At 66.5% G+C, this 15,734-nt stretch carries 25 protein-coding genes; all 25 read right to left on the reverse strand.

Going from position 1 to position 15,734, the window contains the following annotated elements; translation table 11 throughout:
- Positions 1-134 precede the first annotated feature (134 nt).
- Positions 135-590: a 50S ribosomal protein L15 gene (gene rplO, locus GUY59_RS28685; protein ID WP_138205209.1), complete on the reverse strand. Its 456-nt coding sequence runs from the start codon at positions 588-590 to the stop codon at positions 135-137.
- A gap of 2 nt (positions 591-592) precedes the next feature.
- Positions 593-775 (reverse strand): 50S ribosomal protein L30, encoded by a 183-nt coding sequence (rpmD, locus tag GUY59_RS28690; protein ID WP_080043226.1) that lies wholly within the window; start codon positions 773-775, stop codon positions 593-595.
- A gap of 2 nt (positions 776-777) precedes the next feature.
- Entirely contained in the window at positions 778-1,407 is a 630-nt protein-coding gene (gene rpsE / locus GUY59_RS28695) for a 30S ribosomal protein S5 (RefSeq protein ID WP_132509678.1), read from the reverse strand.
- Between the two features lie 49 nt (positions 1,408-1,456).
- Entirely contained in the window at positions 1,457-1,840 is a 384-nt protein-coding gene (gene rplR / locus GUY59_RS28700; protein WP_132337029.1) for a 50S ribosomal protein L18, read from the reverse strand.
- Between the two features lie 2 nt (positions 1,841-1,842).
- Entirely contained in the window at positions 1,843-2,385 is a 543-nt protein-coding gene (rplF, locus tag GUY59_RS28705) for a 50S ribosomal protein L6 (RefSeq protein WP_138205207.1), read from the reverse strand.
- 16 nt (positions 2,386-2,401) lie between these two features.
- Positions 2,402-2,800, reverse strand: coding sequence for a 30S ribosomal protein S8 (rpsH, locus tag GUY59_RS28710; RefSeq protein ID WP_132337025.1), 399 nt, complete (start codon positions 2,798-2,800; stop codon positions 2,402-2,404).
- Between the two features lie 206 nt (positions 2,801-3,006).
- The gene (locus GUY59_RS28715; RefSeq protein WP_132337023.1) at positions 3,007-3,192 is read right to left on the reverse strand and encodes a type Z 30S ribosomal protein S14; all 186 of its coding nucleotides are present in this window, start codon (positions 3,190-3,192) and stop codon (positions 3,007-3,009) included.
- 2 nt (positions 3,193-3,194) lie between these two features.
- Complete coding sequence (rplE, locus tag GUY59_RS28720; protein ID WP_132509674.1) at positions 3,195-3,770, reverse strand: 50S ribosomal protein L5; 576 nt, start codon at positions 3,768-3,770, stop codon at positions 3,195-3,197.
- Entirely contained in the window at positions 3,770-4,075 is a 306-nt protein-coding gene (gene rplX / locus GUY59_RS28725; RefSeq protein ID WP_201761458.1) for a 50S ribosomal protein L24, read from the reverse strand. The genes rplE and rplX overlap by 1 nt, the downstream gene beginning before the upstream one ends.
- Positions 4,076-4,084: 9 nt before the next feature.
- On the reverse strand, positions 4,085-4,456 hold the full coding sequence (rplN, locus tag GUY59_RS28730) for a 50S ribosomal protein L14 (RefSeq protein WP_132337017.1): 372 nt from the start codon (positions 4,454-4,456) through the stop codon (positions 4,085-4,087).
- 320 nt (positions 4,457-4,776) lie between these two features.
- Complete coding sequence (gene rpsQ / locus GUY59_RS28735) at positions 4,777-5,082, reverse strand: 30S ribosomal protein S17 (protein WP_138205205.1); 306 nt, start codon at positions 5,080-5,082, stop codon at positions 4,777-4,779.
- Positions 5,075-5,311, reverse strand: a complete 237-nt coding sequence (gene rpmC / locus GUY59_RS28740; RefSeq protein WP_132337013.1) for a 50S ribosomal protein L29 — start codon at positions 5,309-5,311, stop codon at positions 5,075-5,077. The genes rpsQ and rpmC overlap by 8 nt, the downstream gene beginning before the upstream one ends.
- The gene (rplP, locus tag GUY59_RS28745; RefSeq protein ID WP_132337011.1) at positions 5,311-5,730 is read right to left on the reverse strand and encodes a 50S ribosomal protein L16; all 420 of its coding nucleotides are present in this window, start codon (positions 5,728-5,730) and stop codon (positions 5,311-5,313) included. The genes rpmC and rplP overlap by 1 nt, the downstream gene beginning before the upstream one ends.
- Positions 5,731-5,732: 2 nt before the next feature.
- On the reverse strand, positions 5,733-6,590 hold the full coding sequence (gene rpsC / locus GUY59_RS28750) for a 30S ribosomal protein S3 (protein ID WP_132337009.1): 858 nt from the start codon (positions 6,588-6,590) through the stop codon (positions 5,733-5,735).
- Complete coding sequence (gene rplV, locus GUY59_RS28755; RefSeq protein ID WP_132337007.1) at positions 6,590-6,943, reverse strand: 50S ribosomal protein L22; 354 nt, start codon at positions 6,941-6,943, stop codon at positions 6,590-6,592. Before rplV ends, rpsC begins: the two co-directional genes overlap by 1 nt.
- Before the next feature lie 24 nt (positions 6,944-6,967).
- Positions 6,968-7,246, reverse strand: a complete 279-nt coding sequence (gene rpsS / locus GUY59_RS28760; protein ID WP_132337005.1) for a 30S ribosomal protein S19 — start codon at positions 7,244-7,246, stop codon at positions 6,968-6,970.
- 11 nt (positions 7,247-7,257) lie between these two features.
- Complete coding sequence (rplB, locus tag GUY59_RS28765; RefSeq protein ID WP_132337003.1) at positions 7,258-8,094, reverse strand: 50S ribosomal protein L2; 837 nt, start codon at positions 8,092-8,094, stop codon at positions 7,258-7,260.
- A 107-nt stretch (positions 8,095-8,201) separates the two neighbouring features.
- Positions 8,202-8,504 (reverse strand): 50S ribosomal protein L23, encoded by a 303-nt coding sequence (gene rplW / locus GUY59_RS28770; RefSeq protein WP_132337002.1) that lies wholly within the window; start codon positions 8,502-8,504, stop codon positions 8,202-8,204.
- Positions 8,504-9,148, reverse strand: a complete 645-nt coding sequence (rplD, locus tag GUY59_RS28775) for a 50S ribosomal protein L4 (protein ID WP_132337000.1) — start codon at positions 9,146-9,148, stop codon at positions 8,504-8,506. The genes rplW and rplD overlap by 1 nt, the downstream gene beginning before the upstream one ends.
- A complete protein-coding gene (rplC, locus tag GUY59_RS28780) occupies positions 9,145-9,798 on the reverse strand; it encodes a 50S ribosomal protein L3 (RefSeq protein ID WP_132336998.1) in 654 nt (217 codons plus the stop codon). The genes rplD and rplC overlap by 4 nt, the downstream gene beginning before the upstream one ends.
- A gap of 14 nt (positions 9,799-9,812) precedes the next feature.
- Positions 9,813-10,121, reverse strand: coding sequence for a 30S ribosomal protein S10 (gene rpsJ / locus GUY59_RS28785; protein ID WP_012887830.1), 309 nt, complete (start codon positions 10,119-10,121; stop codon positions 9,813-9,815).
- 254 nt (positions 10,122-10,375) lie between these two features.
- Complete coding sequence (tuf, locus tag GUY59_RS28790; RefSeq protein ID WP_132336996.1) at positions 10,376-11,569, reverse strand: elongation factor Tu; 1,194 nt, start codon at positions 11,567-11,569, stop codon at positions 10,376-10,378.
- A gap of 219 nt (positions 11,570-11,788) precedes the next feature.
- Positions 11,789-13,837, reverse strand: coding sequence for an elongation factor G (fusA, locus tag GUY59_RS28795; RefSeq protein ID WP_236667601.1), 2,049 nt, complete (start codon positions 13,835-13,837; stop codon positions 11,789-11,791).
- Positions 13,838-14,074: 237 nt separating this feature from the next.
- Complete coding sequence (gene rpsG / locus GUY59_RS28800; protein WP_020542314.1) at positions 14,075-14,545, reverse strand: 30S ribosomal protein S7; 471 nt, start codon at positions 14,543-14,545, stop codon at positions 14,075-14,077.
- A complete protein-coding gene (gene rpsL, locus GUY59_RS28805; RefSeq protein WP_043623420.1) occupies positions 14,545-14,919 on the reverse strand; it encodes a 30S ribosomal protein S12 in 375 nt (124 codons plus the stop codon). Before rpsL ends, rpsG begins: the two co-directional genes overlap by 1 nt.
- Positions 14,920-15,734: the final 815 nt, after the last annotated feature.

Below are 15,734 nucleotides of genomic sequence, written 5' to 3' on the forward strand. Positions count from 1 at the left end.
TGCGATGGTGCGGGGATCTGCCATCTGAAAGTCTCAGGTCAAACGAGCCGGACAGAATCCTGCCGTCTGGCGAACTCTAACGCACTACGGGCGTGGGGGCCCATTGTCAAAGCCCCCACGCCACGTAATAGCTCTTACAGCTCGGTAACGGAACCACCGGCTGCGGCGATCTTCTCCTTCGCGGACGACGAGAAGGCGTGGGCCTGCACGTTGACCGCGACCGAGATCTCACCGGTGCCGAGCACCTTCACGAGCTGGTTCTTGCGAACGGCGCCCTTGGCGACCAGCGCCTCGACGGTGACCTCGCCACCCTCGGGGAACAGCTCACCGAGCCTGTCCAGGTTGACGACCTGGTAGGTCGTCTTGAACAGGGCGTTGGAGAAGCCCTTGAGCTTCGGCAGACGCCTCTGCAGCGGCACCTGGCCACCCTCGAAGCCGAGGGGGATCGTCGTGCGGGCGTGGCTGCCCTTGGTGCCGCGACCGGCCGTCTTGCCCTTGGACGCCTCGCCGCGACCCTTGCGGGTCTTGGCCCTGTTGGCACCAGGGGCGGGACGCAGGTCGTGAATCTTGAGCGGAGCCTTGTCAGTCATGACTAGTCGACCTCTTCCACCTCGACGAGGTGCGTCACCACGGAGACCATCCCGCGAATCTCGGGGCGGTCCTCCTTGACGACGACGTCGCCGATTCGCTTCAGGCCAAGCGAACGCAGCGAGTCACGCTGGTTCTGCTTGCCACCGATCTTCGAGCGAACCTGAGTGATCTTCAGGCGTGCCACGACTAGCTCACCGCCTTAGCGGCCGCGGCCTCGGCAATACCCTCACGCTGCGCCTTGAGCATGCGGGCCGGGGCCACGTCCTCGATCGGCAGGCCACGGCGGGCGGCGATCTCCTCGGGGCGCGAGAGGCCCTTCAGAGCCGCCACGGTGGCGTGCACGATGTTGATCGGGTTGTCCGAGCCGAGCGACTTGGACAGCACGTCGTGGATGCCGGCGCACTCCAGGACCGCGCGCACCGGGCCACCGGCGATGACGCCGGTACCGGCAGAGGCCGGACGGAGGAAGACGACGCCCGCCGCCTCCTCGCCCTGCACGGTGTGCGGGATGGTGCCCTGGATACGAGGCACCTTGAAGAAGTGCTTCTTCGCCTCTTCGACACCCTTGGCGATGGCCGCGGGCACTTCCTTGGCCTTGCCGTAGCCGACGCCGACCATGCCGTTGCCGTCGCCGACGACGACGAGGGCGGTGAAGCTGAAGCGACGACCACCCTTCACGACCTTGGCCACTCGGTTGATCTTCACTACGCGCTCGATGTACGAGACGCCCTTGTCAGCGGCGCCACCGCGGCGATCGTCACGACGGTCCCGCCGCTCGCCACCGGTGCCGCCACCGCGACGCGGAGCTGCAGCCATCAGTGGTTCCTCATCTCAGTTGCCATTAGTTGCGTTGCCCGGGCCCTCATCAGAACTCGAGCCCGCTCTCGCGCGCGCTGTCAGCCAGCGCCGCGATCCGACCCGCATACCGGTTGCCACCGCGGTCGAAGACGACCTTGGTGATCCCGGCGTCCTTGGCCCGCTGAGCGAGGAGCTCGCCGACCTTCTTGGCCTTCTCGGTCTTGTCCGCCTCCAGCGAGCGCAGCGAGGCGTCCATGGTGGACGCGCTCACCAGCGTGTGGCCGACGGTGTCGTCCACGATCTGGACGAACATGTGACGGGTCGAGCGGTTGACGACCAGGCGGGGACGCTCGGTCGTGCCGACGACGATCTTGCGGACGCGGCGGTGACGGCGGGCCCGCGAGACCGTGCGGGCAGCCGTGTGCTTGCTGAACGCAGTCTTCGGAGCCATGCCTACTTACCAGCCTTTCCGACCTTGCGGCGGATCTGTTCGCCCTGGTAACGCACGCCCTTGCCCTTGTACGGGTCAGGCTTGCGCAGCTTGCGGATGTTGGCCGCGACCTCGCCCACCCTCTGCTTGTCGATGCCGTCCACGTGGAACAGGGTCGGCTTCTCGACGCGGAAGGAGACGCCCTCGGGGGCGTCCACGATGACCGGGTGGCTGAAGCCCAGCGAGAACTCCAGCTGCGTCGGGCCCTTGGCCTGGACGCGGTAACCGACACCGACGATCTCAAGGCTCTTGGAGTAGCCCTGCGTGACGCCCTGCACCATGTTGGCGATCAGCGTCCTCGACAGGCCGTGCAGCGCACGGACCTTGTTCTCGTCACTGGGCCGGGAGACGGCGATGCTGCCGTCCTCGTCACGAGCGACCGAGATGGGCGCGGCCACCGTGTGAGTGAGCGTGCCCTTCGGGCCCTTGACCTGGACATCCTGGCCGTTGATCGTGATGTCTACGCCACTCGGCACAGGGATGGGCAGCCGTCCGATTCGCGACATGCTGTGTTCCTCCCCTCTACCAGACGTAGGCGAGGACTTCCCCGCCCACACCACGCTTGCCGGCCTGCTTGTCGGTCATGAGGCCGGCGGACGTCGAGATGATCGCGACGCCCAGCCCGCCCAGGACTCGAGGCAGGTTGTCCTTCTTCGCATAAACCCGCAGACCGGGCTTGGAAACCCGGCGCAGGCCCGCGAGCGACCGCTCACGGGTAGGCCCGAACTTGAGCTCCACCACGAGGTTCTTGCCAACCTTGGCGTCCTCGACGCTCCAAGCCTGGATGTAACCCTCCTGCTGGAGGATCTCCGCGATGTGCGCCTTGATCTTCGAGTACGGCATCGCCACACTCTCGTGGTACGCCGAATTCGCGTTGCGCAGACGTGTCAGCATGTCTGCGATCGGGTCGGTCATCGTCATGGCCAGTGGCCTTCCTCGCCGCGGTTTCCAGTCGGCCAAGCAGCACCCGTGACCGGGGCTCTCTGCCGGTGGACCTTCGGCGTGGTCATGGACGCCCCCGCGGGGGGACATCCTGGTCTTCTTCGGAAATATGAGTAGCGGGCGGTCACCCGCGGGCGGCACGAAGGCCGCCCACAGGTTATCCGACGAGAAACCCCTCGCCGGGACTACCAGCTTGACTTGGTGATGCCGGGCAGCTCGCCCCGGTGCGCCATCTCGCGGAAGCACACGCGGCACAGCCCGAACTTGCGGTAGACGGCGCGCGGCCGACCACAGCGCGAGCAACGAGTGTACGCCCGGACCTGGAACTTCGGCTTGCGCCCTGCTTTGGCGATCAGCGACTTCTTCGCCATGATCAGGCCTCCTTGAAGGGGAACCCGAGGAGCTTCAGCAGCGCCCGGCCCTGGTCGTCGTTCTTCGCGGTGGTCACGATCGTGATGTCCATGCCCCGCGGCCGGTCGACCTTGTCCTGGTCGACCTCGTGGAACATGACCTGCTCGGTCAGACCGAACGTGTAGTTGCCGTTGCCGTCGAACTGCTTCGGCGACAGGCCGCGGAAGTCCCTGATACGCGGGAGCGCCAGGGACAGCAGCCGGTCGAGGAACTCCCACATGCGGTCGCCGCGCAGCGTGACGTGCGCGCCGATCGGCATGCCCTCACGCAGCTTGAACTGCGCGATCGACTTGCGGGCCCGGACGACGGCCGGCTTCTGGCCGGTGATCACGGTGAGGTCGCGGACGGCGCCCTCGATGAGCTTGGAGTCGCGAGCCGCCTCGCCGACACCCATGTTGACCTTGATCTTGGTCAGGCCCGGGATCTGCATGACGTTCTCGATGCCGAACTGCTCGCGAAGCTGGGCCGCGATCTCCTCGCGGTACTTCGTCTTGAGCCGCGGCGTCGGGCGCTCTGTCTCGGTGGTCGTGGCAGTCATCAGCTGTCCTCACCCGTCTCGTCGGCCTTGGCCTCGGACTTCTCCTCGGCGGGCTTCTTGTCGGCGGGCTTGTCGTCCTTGAGCTTCTTCACGTTGCTCACGTGGATGGGAGCCTCCATGGTCTGCACACCGCCGGTCTTGGCGCCGCGCGGGCCCTGGTGGGTCTCCTTGGCGTGCTTCTTGATCATGTTGACGCCCTCGACCACCACGCGGTCCTCCCGCGGGTAGGTGGCGATGACATGACCCTTGGCGCCCTTGTCCTTACCGGCGATGACCCTGACCAGGTCACCCTTCTTCACATGCAGCTTCGGCATTTACAACACCTCCGGGGCGAGCGAGATGATGCGCATGAACTTCTTGTCGCGCAGCTCGCGGCCGACCGGGCCGAAGATACGGGTGCCGCGAGGGTCGCCACTGTCCCTGATGATGACGGCGGCGTTCTCGTCGAACCGGATGTAGGAGCCGTCGGGCCGGCGACGCTCCTTGGCCGTGCGGACGATGACGGCCCTGACCACGTCGCCCTTCTTGACGCCCGTGCTGCCGGGCAAGGCGTCCTTGACAGTGGCGACGATGATGTCGCCGATACCGGCGTAGCGTCGGCCTGAGCCACCGAGAACGCGGATGCAGAGGATCTCCTTGGCACCCGTGTTGTCGGCGACCTTGAGCCGCGACTCCTGCTGGATCACTTTCACTCCTGTTAGTCGCGCCGGTTCTCACACGGGAGCCCCGCCCCCGCGACCTACGGATGGTGCTTCGCACGCCTTTCATAGGAGCCGCGAGAGAACTCCCGCGGCCCCAGGTCGTGCTTCGCACCCCCGTCAAGAGGCCGCGCAAGCGAGCTTCCGCGTGAGCCTGGCGGAACCTGCTGTTGTCTTGTTCCCCCGGCCACAGCCCTCCGGGGAGGGCCGCACCGCAGGCGACGCGAGGCCTGGCGGCCCCGCGTCCTTGGACGCCGCATGGGGGCTCCCAGAGCCCCCACGAGGCGCGGTATATCCGAGAAGAAGTGTTACTTGGCCTTCTCGAGGATCTCCACGACCCTCCACCGCTTGGTGGCGGAGAGGGGGCGGGTCTCCATGAGCAGCACGCGGTCGCCCACGCCACAGGCGTTGGCCTCGTCGTGTGCCTTGTACTTGGTCGTACGGCGGATGACCTTGCCGTACAGGCGGTGCTTGACGCGGTCCTCGACGGCGACGACGACGGTCTTGTCCATCTTGTCGCTCACGACGAGGCCCTCACGGAGCTTGCGGAAGTTCCGCGCGTCCGTCGCCTCGGTCGTCGTCTCGGTGGTCTCAGTGGTCTCGGTCTCAGCCATCGCTCGTCTCCTTCTCGACCGTGACGATGCCGAGCTCACGCTCGCGCATCACGGTGTAGATACGGGCGATCTCGCGGCGGACGGCCCGCAGCCGCCCGTGGCTCTCCAACTGACCGGTAGCCGACTGGAAACGAAGGTTGAACAGCTCTTCCTTCGCCTCCTTCAACTTCTGGACGAGGGTCTCCTCGTCCTCGAGCCGCAGCTCCCCGGCGGTCAGGCCCTTAGCCATCACGCCTCACCCACTTCACGCTTAACGATCTTGCACTTCATTGGGAGCTTGTGGATCGCACGCTGAAGCGCCTCGCGAGCGACCGGCTCCGCCACGCCCGACAGCTCGAACATCACGCGTCCTGGCTTGACGTTGGCCACCCACCACTCAGGCGAGCCCTTACCGGAACCCATACGGGTCTCGGCCGGCTTCTTCGTGAGCGGACGGTCGGGGTAGATGTTGATCCACACCTTGCCGCCACGGCGGATGTGACGGGTCATGGCGATACGGGCGGACTCGATCTGGCGGTTGGTCACGTAGGAGTGCTCAATCGCCTGGATGCCGAACTCGCCGAACACAACCCTGGTGCCGCCCTTGGCGGCTCCGCTACGGTCGGGCCGGTGCTGCTTGCGGTGCTTGACCCTGCGCGGGATCAGCATGGTCAGCTCCCTTCAGCACCCGGCTGCGCAGCCGGGCCGGTCTCGGGAGTCCCCTGGGCGGGTGCCGCCTGGGACTCGGTGCGGGGGGCGCGGTCACGGTCGCCGCGACCACCGCCACGACGCGGACGGTCACCGCCGCCACGACGCGGACGGTCACCGCCACCACGGCGGTCGTCACGGTCACGACGCTGGCCGGCACGAGCGCCGGCGGCGGCCGCCTCGCGCTCGGCGCGGCTCGTCGGAGCCTCGCCCTTGTAGATCCAGACCTTCACACCGATGCGGCCGAAGGTCGTACGGGCCTCGTAGAAGCCGTAGTCGATGTCGGCGCGCAGCGTGTGCAGCGGCACCCGGCCCTCGCGGTAGAACTCCGACCGCGACATCTCGGCGCCGCCCAGACGACCGGAGCACTGGACACGGATGCCCTTGGCGCCGGACTTCATGGCCGACTGCATCGCCTTGCGCATGGCGCGACGGAACGAGACACGGCTCGACAGCTGCTCGGCCACGCCCTGCGCGACGAGCTGGGCGTCGATCTCGGGGTTCTTCACCTCGAGGATGTTGAGCTGGACCTGCTTCTTGGTCAGCTTCTCCAGGTCGCCGCGGATGCGGTCGGCCTCGGCTCCGCGCCGGCCGATCACGATGCCGGGCCGCGCGGTGTGGATGTCCACCTGCACGCGGTCGGTGGTGCGCTCGATCTCCACCTTGGAGATGCCGGCCCGCTCCATGCCCTTCTGCAGCATGCGGCGGATCGCGACGTCCTCGGCGACGTACGACTTGTACAGCTTGTCGGCGTACCACCGGCTCTTGAAGTCGGTCGTGATGCCGAGGCGGAACCCGTGCGGGTTAACCTTCTGGCCCACTATCGGGTCCTTCCCTTCGGCTCGCGGGACTCCACGATCACGGTGATGTGGCTCGTCCGCTTGTTGATCCGATAGGCACGACCCTGGGCACGCGGACGGAACCGCTTCAGCGTCGGGCCCTCGTCGACCCACGCGCGGCTCACGACGAGCGTGCTGGGGTCGAGTTCGAAGTTGTGCTCAGCGTTGGCCATGGCGCTGCTGAGCACCTTGTAGATCGGCTCGCTCGCCGACTGGGGAGCGAACTGCAGCACGGCCTGCGCCTCCGAAGCGGGCAGCCCGCGAATAAGGTCCACCACGCGGCGGGCCTTGAGGGGCGTGACACGGACGAACCGCGCCTGAGCCCTGGCTTCCATCGCTTTCTCCTACTTCCGGGACGCTTACCGCCGGCTGCGGCGGTCTTCCTTGACGTGGCTGCGGAACGTACGCGTGGGGGCGAACTCTCCGAGCTTGTGGCCGATCATCGACTCGGTGATGAACACCGGGACGTGCTTGCGGCCGTCGTGCACGGCGATCGTGTGCCCGAGCATGTCAGGAACGATCATGGAGCGCCGCGACCACGTCTTGATGACGTTCTTGCTGCCCTTCTCGTTCTGGACGTCCACCTTCTTCTGCAGGTGGTCGTCCACGAAGGGACCCTTCTTAAGGCTACGTGGCATTTCGGCTGCTCCTACCGCTTCTTCCTCTTGCTCCGACGCCGGATGATCAGCCGGTCGCTGGACTTGTTGGCCTGGCGGGTGCGGCCTTCGGGCTTGCCCTTCGGGTTCACCGGATGGCGACCACCGGAGGTCTTGCCCTCACCACCACCGTGCGGGTGGTCGACCGGGTTCATGGCGACCCCGCGCACGGTCGGGCGCTTGCCCTTCCACCGCATGCGGCCGGCCTTGCCCCAGTTGATGTTGGCCTGCTCAGCGTTGCCCACCTGGCCCACGGAGGCCCGGCAGCGCACGTCGACCATGCGCATCTCACCGGACGGCATACGCAGCGTGGCGTACTGGCCCTCCTTGGCGAGCAGCTGGATCTGCGCACCCGCGGAACGGCCCAGCTTGGCGCCACCGCCCGGACGGAGCTCCACCGCGTGGATGAAGGTACCGGTCGGGATGTTGCGCAGCGGCAGGCAGTTGCCCGGCTTGATGTCGGCAGAGGGGCCGTTCTCGATGCGGTCGCCCTGCTTGAGACCGGTCGGCGCGATGATGTAGCGCTTCTCGCCGTCGGCGTAGTGGAGCAGAGCGATATTGGCGGTGCGGTTGGGGTCGTACTCGATGTGAGCGACCTTGGCCGGGATGCCGTCCTTGTCATGCCTACGGAAGTCGATGATCCGGTAGGCGCGCTTGTGACCGCCGCCCTGGTGGCGAGCGGTGACTCGGCCGTGTACGTTGCGGCCGCCCTTGCTGTGAAGGGGCGCAAGCAACGACTTCTCGGGCGTGCTGCGGGTGATCTCGGAGAAGTCCGAGACACTCGACCCGCGGCGACCCGGAGTCGTCGGCTTGTACTTACGGATGCCCATCTTTTTCGTTCATCCTTCGTCGGTTACATGGGTGAGCCCGCCGCACCGAGGTGCGGCGGTCTCAGCCCCGCGCGTGGCACTGCGGCCCGCGCTCATTTCTATGGCTGCTAGCCGATCTGACCGAAGATGTCGATCCGATCGCCTTCGACCAGGCTCACGATCGCGCGCTTGGTGTCCGGACGCTTGCCGTAACCGGTGCGGGTGCGCTTGCGCTTGCCCTGCCGGTTGATGGTGTTCACGCTGGTGACCTTGACCCCGAAGATCTGCTCGACCGCGATCTTGACCTGGGTCTTGTTCGCGGTCTTCCTCACCAGGAACGTGTACTTGTTGTTCTCGTCGATCAGGCCGTAGCTCTTCTCAGAGACCACCGGCTTGATGATGATGTCGCGCGGGTCGGCGATCTTCTCCATCAGGCGTCTTCCTTCCCGCCACTCAGCCGCGCCACGACCTGGTCGTACGCCTCCTGGGTGAAGACCACGTCGTCGTGCACGAGCACGTCGTAGGTGTTGAGCTGCCCGGCGTCCAGCAGGTGGACCTCGGGAGCGTTGCGCAGGCTCAGCCAGGTCCGCTCGTCGGCCTCGTCGACCACGACGAGGACGCGAGGAGACTGAGTGATCTTGCGCAGTGCCTCCAGGGCGGCCTTGGTCTTGGGCGTCTCACCCGAGACCAGCGAGCTGACCACGTGCACGCGACCGCCGGCGGCCCGGTCGGACAGGGCGCCACGCAGCGCGGCGGCCTTCATCTTCTTGGGCGTGCGCTGCGAGTAGTCGCGCGGCACCGGTCCGTGGACGATGCCACCGCCGGTGAACTGCGGTGCGCGGGTCGAACCCTGACGGGCCCGGCCGGTGCCCTTCTGGCGGTAGGGCTTCTTGCCGCCGCCGGAGACCTCACCACGGGTCTTGGCCTTGTGGGTGCCCTGCCGGCGAGCGGCGAGCTGGGCCACGACCACCTGGTGGATCAGCGGAACGTTGACCTTCGCGCCGAAGACGTCTTCGGGCAGGTCGACCGTGCCGGTCTTGGCACCGCTGGCGTCGAGGACGTCAATGCTTGTCACTTCGCAGCCCCCTTCTTGGCAGCGGTGCGGACGAGGACGAGGCTTCCGTTGGCGCCCGGGATCGCACCCTTGATCAGGATGAGACCCTTCTCGGCGTCCACGGAGTGAACCTTCAGGCTCTGCACAGTGGTGCGGACGTTACCCATCCGGCCAGCCATGCGCAGACCCTTGAAAACGCGGCCCGGGGTGGCGCAGCCACCGATGGAACCCGGCGAACGGTGCTTGCGCTGCGTACCGTGCGACGCGCCCAGACCACCGAAGCCGTGCCGCTTCATGACACCGGCGAAGCCCTTGCCCTTGCTCTTGCCCGTCACGTCGACGAACTGGCCGGCCTCGAAGGTGTCGGCCAGCAGCTCCTGGCCCAGGGTGTAGTCGTTCGCGTCGTCGGTGCGGATCTCCGCGAAGTAACGGCGCGGGGTGATGTCGTGCTTACGCAGGTAGTCGCCGAGCGGCTTGTTGACCTTCCGTGGGTCGACCTGCCCGAAACCGAGCTGGACGGCGGAGTAGCCGTCCTTCTCGGGAGTGCGGACGCGGGTCACCACGCACGGACCGGCCTCGACCACGGTCACCGGCACCATCCGGTTGTCCGCGTCGAAGACCTGGGTCATGCCGAGCTTCTTGCCCAGGACGCCCTTGATCGTCTTAGCCATGTCAGTGCGTTCCCTCAGAGCTTGATCGAAATGTCGACACCCGCGGGGAGGTCGAGTCGCATGAGCGAGTCGACCGTCTTGGGGGTCGGGTCGATGATGTCAATCAGCCGCTTGTGCGTGCGCATCTCGAAGTGCTCGCGGCTGTCCTTGTACTTGTGCGGCGAGCGGATGACGCAGTACACGTTCTTCTCGGTCGGCAGCGGCACCGGGCCCGCGACCTTCGCGCCAGTCCGCGTCACCGTCTCGACGATCTTCTTGGCCGAGCTGTCGATGACCTCGTGGTCATAGGCCTTAAGCCGGATGCGGATCTTCTGTCCCGCCATAATGGCCTCGGTGTCCTTCGCTGTCGTCTGGAAAAGTATCGTGCGGCCTTGTGCCGCTTCCTTCACTGCAGGTCAGGGCCTGCGTGACCCCACGAGGCAGACGAGTGCATCTGCCTTTTTCTTCCGTGATCCGGCAGTGACTTCGGTCACTGGGCCGAAGCTACTGCTGGATCACGGCGCTTTTGCGCGGAGTCTGCGACGTGGTGCGGCGGTCGGTCCCGGGTCCGGGGCCGACCGCCGCCCCAGCGGTCAAGCTACTTGATGACCTTCGTGACCCGACCGGCGCCGACGGTGCGGCCACCCTCCCGGATCGCGAACTTGAGGCCTTCCTCCATGGCGATGGGCTGGATCAGCTCAACGCGCATCTCGGTGTTGTCGCCCGGCATGACCATCTCGGTGCCCTCGGGGAGGTGCACGACGCCGGTCACGTCAGTCGTACGGAAGTAGAACTGCGGGCGGTAGTTGTTGAAGAACGGCGTGTGGCGGCCGCCCTCGTCCTTGGACAGGATGTAGACCTGGCCGGTGAACTCGGTGTGCGGGGTGGTCGTGCCCGGCTTGATGATGCACTGGCCGCGCTCGACCTCGTCGCGCTTGATGCCGCGGAGCAGCAGCGCGGCGTTGTCGCCGGCGTAACCCTCGTCGAGCATCTTGTTGAACATCTCGATGCTGGTGACGGTGGTCGTGGTCTTCTCCGGCTTGATGCCGACGATGTCGACCTGCTCGTTGACCTTGACGACACCGCGCTCGATACGGCCGGTGACGACCGTGCCGCGACCGGTGATCGAGAAGACGTCCTCGACCGGCATGAGGAACGGCTTGTCCGTCTCACGCGGCGGCTCGGGGACGTTCTCGTCGACGGCGTTCATCAGCTCGACGATGCTGTCGGCCCACTTCTCGTCGCCCTCGAGAGCCTTGAGCGCGGAGACGCGGACCACGGGCAGGTCGTCGCCGGGGAACTCCTGAGCGGAGAGAAGCTCACGGACCTCGAGCTCGACCAGCTCCAGGATCTCCTCGTCGTCGACCATGTCGGCCTTGTTGAGCGCCACGACGATGTAGGGGACGCCGACCTGGCGGGCCAGGAGGACGTGCTCCTTCGTCTGCGGCATCGGGCCGTCGGTGGCGGCGACCACGAGGATGGCGCCGTCCATCTGGGCGGCACCGGTGATCATGTTCTTGACGTAGTCGGCGTGACCCGGGCAGTCGACGTGCGCGTAGTGACGCTTCTCCGTCTGGTACTCGACGTGCGCGATCGAGATCGTGATGCCGCGAGCCTTCTCCTCCGGCGCCTTGTCGATCTTGTCGAACGGCGTCGCGGCGTTCAGCTCGGGGAAACGGTCGTGGAGCACCTTGGTGATCGCCGCGGTCAGTGTGGTCTTACCGTGGTCGATATGCCCAATGGTGCCGATGTTCATGTGCGGCTTGTTCCGCTCGAACTTGGCCTTGCCCACTGGTTCTCTCCTTGAGAATCTGACTGACTTTCGTCTGCACACTTGGGCCCGGGAGCTCCCGAACCCCTTGGCGGCGGGGTGGCTCTCACCACCCTGCCAGGGACCTGGACGGAGGTCCTGGATCGGCCCCCGGAGGGACCGGCCCAGGAACTGTTCGCCCCGGGCCCCTTGGCGACTGGGCGACGATCTCCGCCGCCTCGGCCGCCTCGGGACCTGGAGCTATTCGCCCCGGGCCTTCGCGACGATCTCCTTGGCGATGCCCGGAGGCACCTCCGCGTAGGAGTCGAACTGCATGCTGTAGCTCGCGCGCCCCTGCGTCTTGCTACGCAGGTCACCCACGTAGCCGAACATCTCAGACAGCGGCACGAGCGCCTGGACGACTCGGGCGCCGGCCCGCTCGTCCATCGCCTGGATCTGCCCGCGACGACCGTTGAGGTCGCCGATGACGTCACCCATGTAGTCCTCGGGCGTGGTGACCTCGACGGCCATCATCGGCTCGAGAAGCACGGCGTCCGCCTTGCGCGCGGCCTCCTTGAAGGCCATCGAACCGGCGATCTTGAAGGCCATTTCCGAGGAGTCGACGTCGTGGGCGGCTCCGTCGGTCAGCGTAACCTTCACGCCGACCATCGGGTAACCGGCCAGCACACCGAACTCGGCGGCCTCCTGGGCGCCCGCGTCGACCGAGGGGATGTATTCCCTCGGGACCCGGCCACCGGTGACCTTGTTCTCGAACTCGTAGCCGTCGTTGCCCTCGCCCAGCGGCTCCAGATTGATGATCACCCGCGCGAACTGACCGGAACCACCGGTCTGCTTCTTGTGGGTGTAGTCGATCTTCTCCACCTTGCGGCGGATGGTCTCGCGGTAGGCGACCTGCGGGCGGCCGACGTTGGCTTCGACCCTGAACTCGCGACGCATACGGTCGACGAGGATCTCCAGGTGAAGCTCGCCCATGCCCCAGATGACCGTCTGACCGGTCTCCTCGTCACGGCGGACCTGGAAGGACGGGTCCTCCTCGGCCAGCCGCTGGATGGCGGTCGACAGCTTCTCCTGGTCGCCCTTGGTCTTGGGCTCGATGGCGACGTTGATGACCGGAGCCGGGAACGTCATCGACTCGAGCACGACCTGGTTGGACGAGTCGGACAGGGTGTCGCCGGTCGTGGTGTCCTTCAGACCCATGACCGCCACGATCTGACCGGCGATCGCCGTCGGGCGCTCCTCGCGCTTGTTGGCGTGCATCTGGTAGATCTTGCCGATCCGCTCTTTCTTGCCCTTCACAGAGTTGACGACCTGTGAACCGGACTCGAGCGTGCCCGAGTAGATGCGGATGTAGGTGATCTTGCCCAGGTGCGGGTCGCTGGCGATCTTGAAGGCGAGAGCCGAGAACGGCTCGCTCGGGTCGGCGTGGCGCTCGACGATCTTGTCTTCGTTGCCGACCGCGTGGCCCCTGAAGGCCGGGATGTCGGTCGGCGCCGGCAGGTAGGCGACGATCGCGTCGAGCAGGGGCTGCACGCCCTTGTTCTTGAACGCGGTGCCGCACAGGACCGGGTTGATGGCACTGGCCAGCGTCGCGCGACGCAGAGCCTCGACCAGCTGCTCCTCGCTGGGCTCGGTGCCCTCGAGGTAGAGCTCCATCAGCTCGTCGTCGTTCTCGGCGACGGTCTCGATGAGCTTGTCACGCCACTCGCGAGCGGCCTCGACGTGGTCGGCGGGGATGTCGACGGTGTCGTACATCTCCCCCTTGGCGGCCTCGGCGCTCCAGATGTAGCCCTTCATCTTGATGAGGTCGATGACGCCCTTGAAGTCGGCCTCGACGCCCCAGGGGAGCTGGACGACGGCCGGGGTGGCGCCCAGACGACTGATCATCATTTCGACGCAGCGGTGGAACTCCGCGCCGACGCGGTCCATCTTGTTCACGAAACAGATGCGCGGGACGTTGTAGCGGTCCGCCTGTCGCCACACCGTCTCTGACTGCGGCTCGACACCCGCCACACCGTCGAACACGGCGACGGCGCCGTCGAGGACACGCAGCGAACGCTCCACCTCGATGGTGAAGTCGACGTGCCCGGGGGTGTCGATGATGTTGATGGTGTGACCGAGCCACTCACAGGTCGTCGCGGCAGACGTGATCGTGATGCCGCGCTCCTGCTCCTGCTCCATCCAGTCCATCGTGGCAGCGCCCTCATGGACTTCACCGAGCTTGTAGTTGATGCCGGTGTAGAACAGGATGCGCTCAGTCGTGGTGGTCTTGCCCGCGTCGATATGGGCCATGATCCCGATGTTGCGGACCTTGGCCAGGTCAAGAGCGGTCGTGGTGGCCACTTCTCTCGCGTCCTCTCCTGCGGGGGGCGGGCCCCCGCACGCCCCCTACAACTGCAAGGGCCTACGGTCGTTTCTCCGCGGGGAAGCGAGCTTCCCCGCCCCTCAGTTGCAAGGGCCTACGGTTGTCCTTCGGCGAGTCGCCACCGAGGTGACGGCTCCAGGCCGGCAACCAGCGCGCCGCGCTGCCTACCAGCGGTAGTGAGCGAAGGCCTTGTTGGACTCGGCCATCTTGTGCGTGTCCTCGCGCTTCTTGACGCTCGCCCCGAGGCCGTTGCTGGCGTCGAGGAGCTCGTTCATGAGGCGCTCGGTCATGGTCTTCTCGCGGCGGGCGCGGGAGTACTGCACCAGCCAGCGCAGGGCCAGGGTGGTGCTGCGCGCCGCGCGCACCTCGACCGGGACCTGATAGGTCGCGCCACCAACGCGACGGCTGCGAACCTCGAGGGTGGGCTTGACGTTGTCGAGCGCGCGCTTCAGGGTGACGACCGGGTCGTTGCCGGTCTTCTCCCTGCAGCCCTCGAGGGCGCCGTAGACGATGGACTGCGCGATGGAGCGCTTGCCGTCGAGGAGCACCTTGTTGATCAGGGCGGTCACCAGCGGCGAGCTGTAAACCGGGTCAGCCATGAGCTGACGACGGCCAGGAGAACCCTTACGAGGCATTAGCTCTTCTCCTTCTTCGCGCCGTAGCGGCTACGGGCCTGCTTGCGGTTGCGGACACCCTGGGTGTCCAGCGAACCGCGGATGATCTTGTAGCGAACACCAGGCAGGTCCTTCACACGACCGCCACGCACAAGCACGATGGAGTGCTCCTGCAGGTTGTGACCCACACCGGGGATGTAGGCCGTGACCTCGATGCCGTTCGTGAGCCGAACGCGGGCCACCTTGCGCAGTGCCGAGTTGGGCTTCTTCGGGGTAGTGGTGTAGACGCGCTGGCACACGCCGCGCCGCTGAGGGCTCCCCTTGAGAGCAGGAGTCTTGGTCTTGGCGACCTTGTCCTGCCGGCCCTTGCGGACCAACTGCTGAATAGTGGGCACTGCCACTCCGTTTCGTGCCTTGGCCGGTGTTACGTCAGTTGTGGTGCATGTGCAGGTTCTGCCGGTGTCATGACCTGCTGGTCTTTCTCTGCCCCGGTGCCCCCGCGCTCGGGCGTGTCGCGCTATTCGCACAGACACATCCGCGAGGATTACGAGCCAGGAAGCCGTCCCGCGCCCGCAATTGAGCGCACGGTCGAGAGCCCGCATAGAGACGGGCACGATGTCCAAGACTACCCAGACCCATGCGACACGTCAAAACGGCGCGACAAGGCGGACTGCCTTGCCACTCCGGATCGCCGGGGCCTATTTCATCCAGCCCATCTACAGCTCCTCGACCATGATATAGGCCCTCAGGCCCTCTCGTACCCCGGACGGCGTGTTCCTTCCGTCCGTCCGTCCCTCTCACAGCTCAGGCCCCATCCCGTACGCCCTGTACAGGGCCGAGGACCTCCAGAGAGACGCCTCCGACCCCGCACCCCGCCACAGCCGCCGCAACGACGCCCTGTGGGCCGTCTCCGTGGCCGGACGGGCACCGTCACCCCGCACGCACCCCCGGCCATCACCGCGATCCGGCGGCCACCACACCTGGCCCGTCCGGACACCCTGTGAACCCAGGACGCCCCGAGGCCTTCCGCACACCCTCAAACGCGCCACGGCTCCCGGCACACTGAAGACGACCCGCACACGCCACACCGCCCCGGTACACCGCAAACGACCCGCACGCCTTCAACCCGGCACAACCATGACCGATGTGGACACCACGTACCCCCATCTCCACCCGCTTGCGCAGAGACCGTGGTCGGGCGGGGTGGGAG

Source organism: Nonomuraea sp. K271, from assembly GCF_009908215.1.
In the GTDB taxonomy this organism is placed as follows: Bacteria; Actinomycetota; Actinomycetes; order Streptosporangiales; family Streptosporangiaceae; genus Nonomuraea; species Nonomuraea longispora.